This window comes from Lamprobacter modestohalophilus, from assembly GCF_016583905.1.
GTDB classification, from domain to species: Bacteria; Pseudomonadota; Gammaproteobacteria; order Chromatiales; family Chromatiaceae; genus Lamprobacter; species Lamprobacter modestohalophilus.
Genome location: NZ_NRRY01000185.1, coordinates 1 through 882, shown reverse-complemented (window position 1 = coordinate 882; position 882 = coordinate 1). Strand labels below are relative to the sequence as shown.

1 protein-coding gene is annotated in these 882 nt (G+C 62.2%); it reads left to right on the top strand.

The window, feature by feature from the left end:
• Window positions 1-428: 428 nt before the first annotated feature.
• A complete protein-coding gene (locus tag CKO42_RS26780; protein WP_200252824.1) occupies window positions 429-869 on the top strand; it encodes a hypothetical protein in 441 nt (146 codons plus the stop codon).
• Window positions 870-882: the final 13 nt, after the last annotated feature.

Genomic DNA, 882 nt, shown 5'->3' with positions numbered 1-882 from the left:
ATGAGGTGCTGCCGCTTGATGCAGGACGCTGTCAGGTGCGCTTTCTGATCCCGTCCTGGGCGCCGCTCTATCGGCCTGTCTGTCGCCGAGCCTTGCAGCGTATTGCTGCGCGTGCACAGGTCGTCTCGAGAGGATGAACGCAAGGGATGCGAACGCGACATCGACAAGAGGACCACCACAGGACGCTTACGATGAGGAGATCGCCGAGCCACGCTCGGCGTGATGTCAACTGGATGCAGTCATCATGCTAGTGCGATAGCCCACCTGGCTGCGGTCACCGTCGCGCCGGGCGGCGCCGGCCAAGGCCTGCGCTTGAGGACAGCGGGCATGTTTCCTGTTGCGCAACCCTGGTCTCCCGCCAATCCCGAGGTGGCTACACTTGCCGGCGTGAAACCTCACACAGATAGCCAATGACCATGGAGGTTGACATGCACTTCCTCGACACCGCCCTGAAGATCGCCACCGAGGCCCATGCAGGCCAAACTGACAAAGCCGGTCGACCGTACATCCTGCATCCGCTGCGGGTGATGGCTGCAATGAAGACCGACGACGAGCGCGCCGTCGCGGTGCTGCATGATGTGATCGAAGACACCGACTACGACGTTCCTGCTCTGGTTGCAGCAGGCATTCCTGAACCGATCGCTGAGGCGGTCGCGTATCTCAGCAAGCGCGACGGCGAGGACTACCCGACCTTCATCGCGCGGGTGCTCGAGAACCCGCTTGCAGCACGGGTCAAGCGCGCGGATGTGGCGGATAATATCGATGTGCTGCGCCTGCAGAGCCTGCGCGATAAGGATTTGGTGCGCGTGGCCAGGTACCACCGCGCTTGGCATCAGCTGAATGCGGCATTGGAATCGCTACCCGGCTGAGGTCAGCATTGGC

Coding starts and splice junctions, on each gene's coding strand:
- CKO42_RS26780 (WP_200252824.1), top strand. CDS start 429: ATGCACTTCCTCGACACCGCCCTGAAGATCGCCACCGAGGCCCATGCA.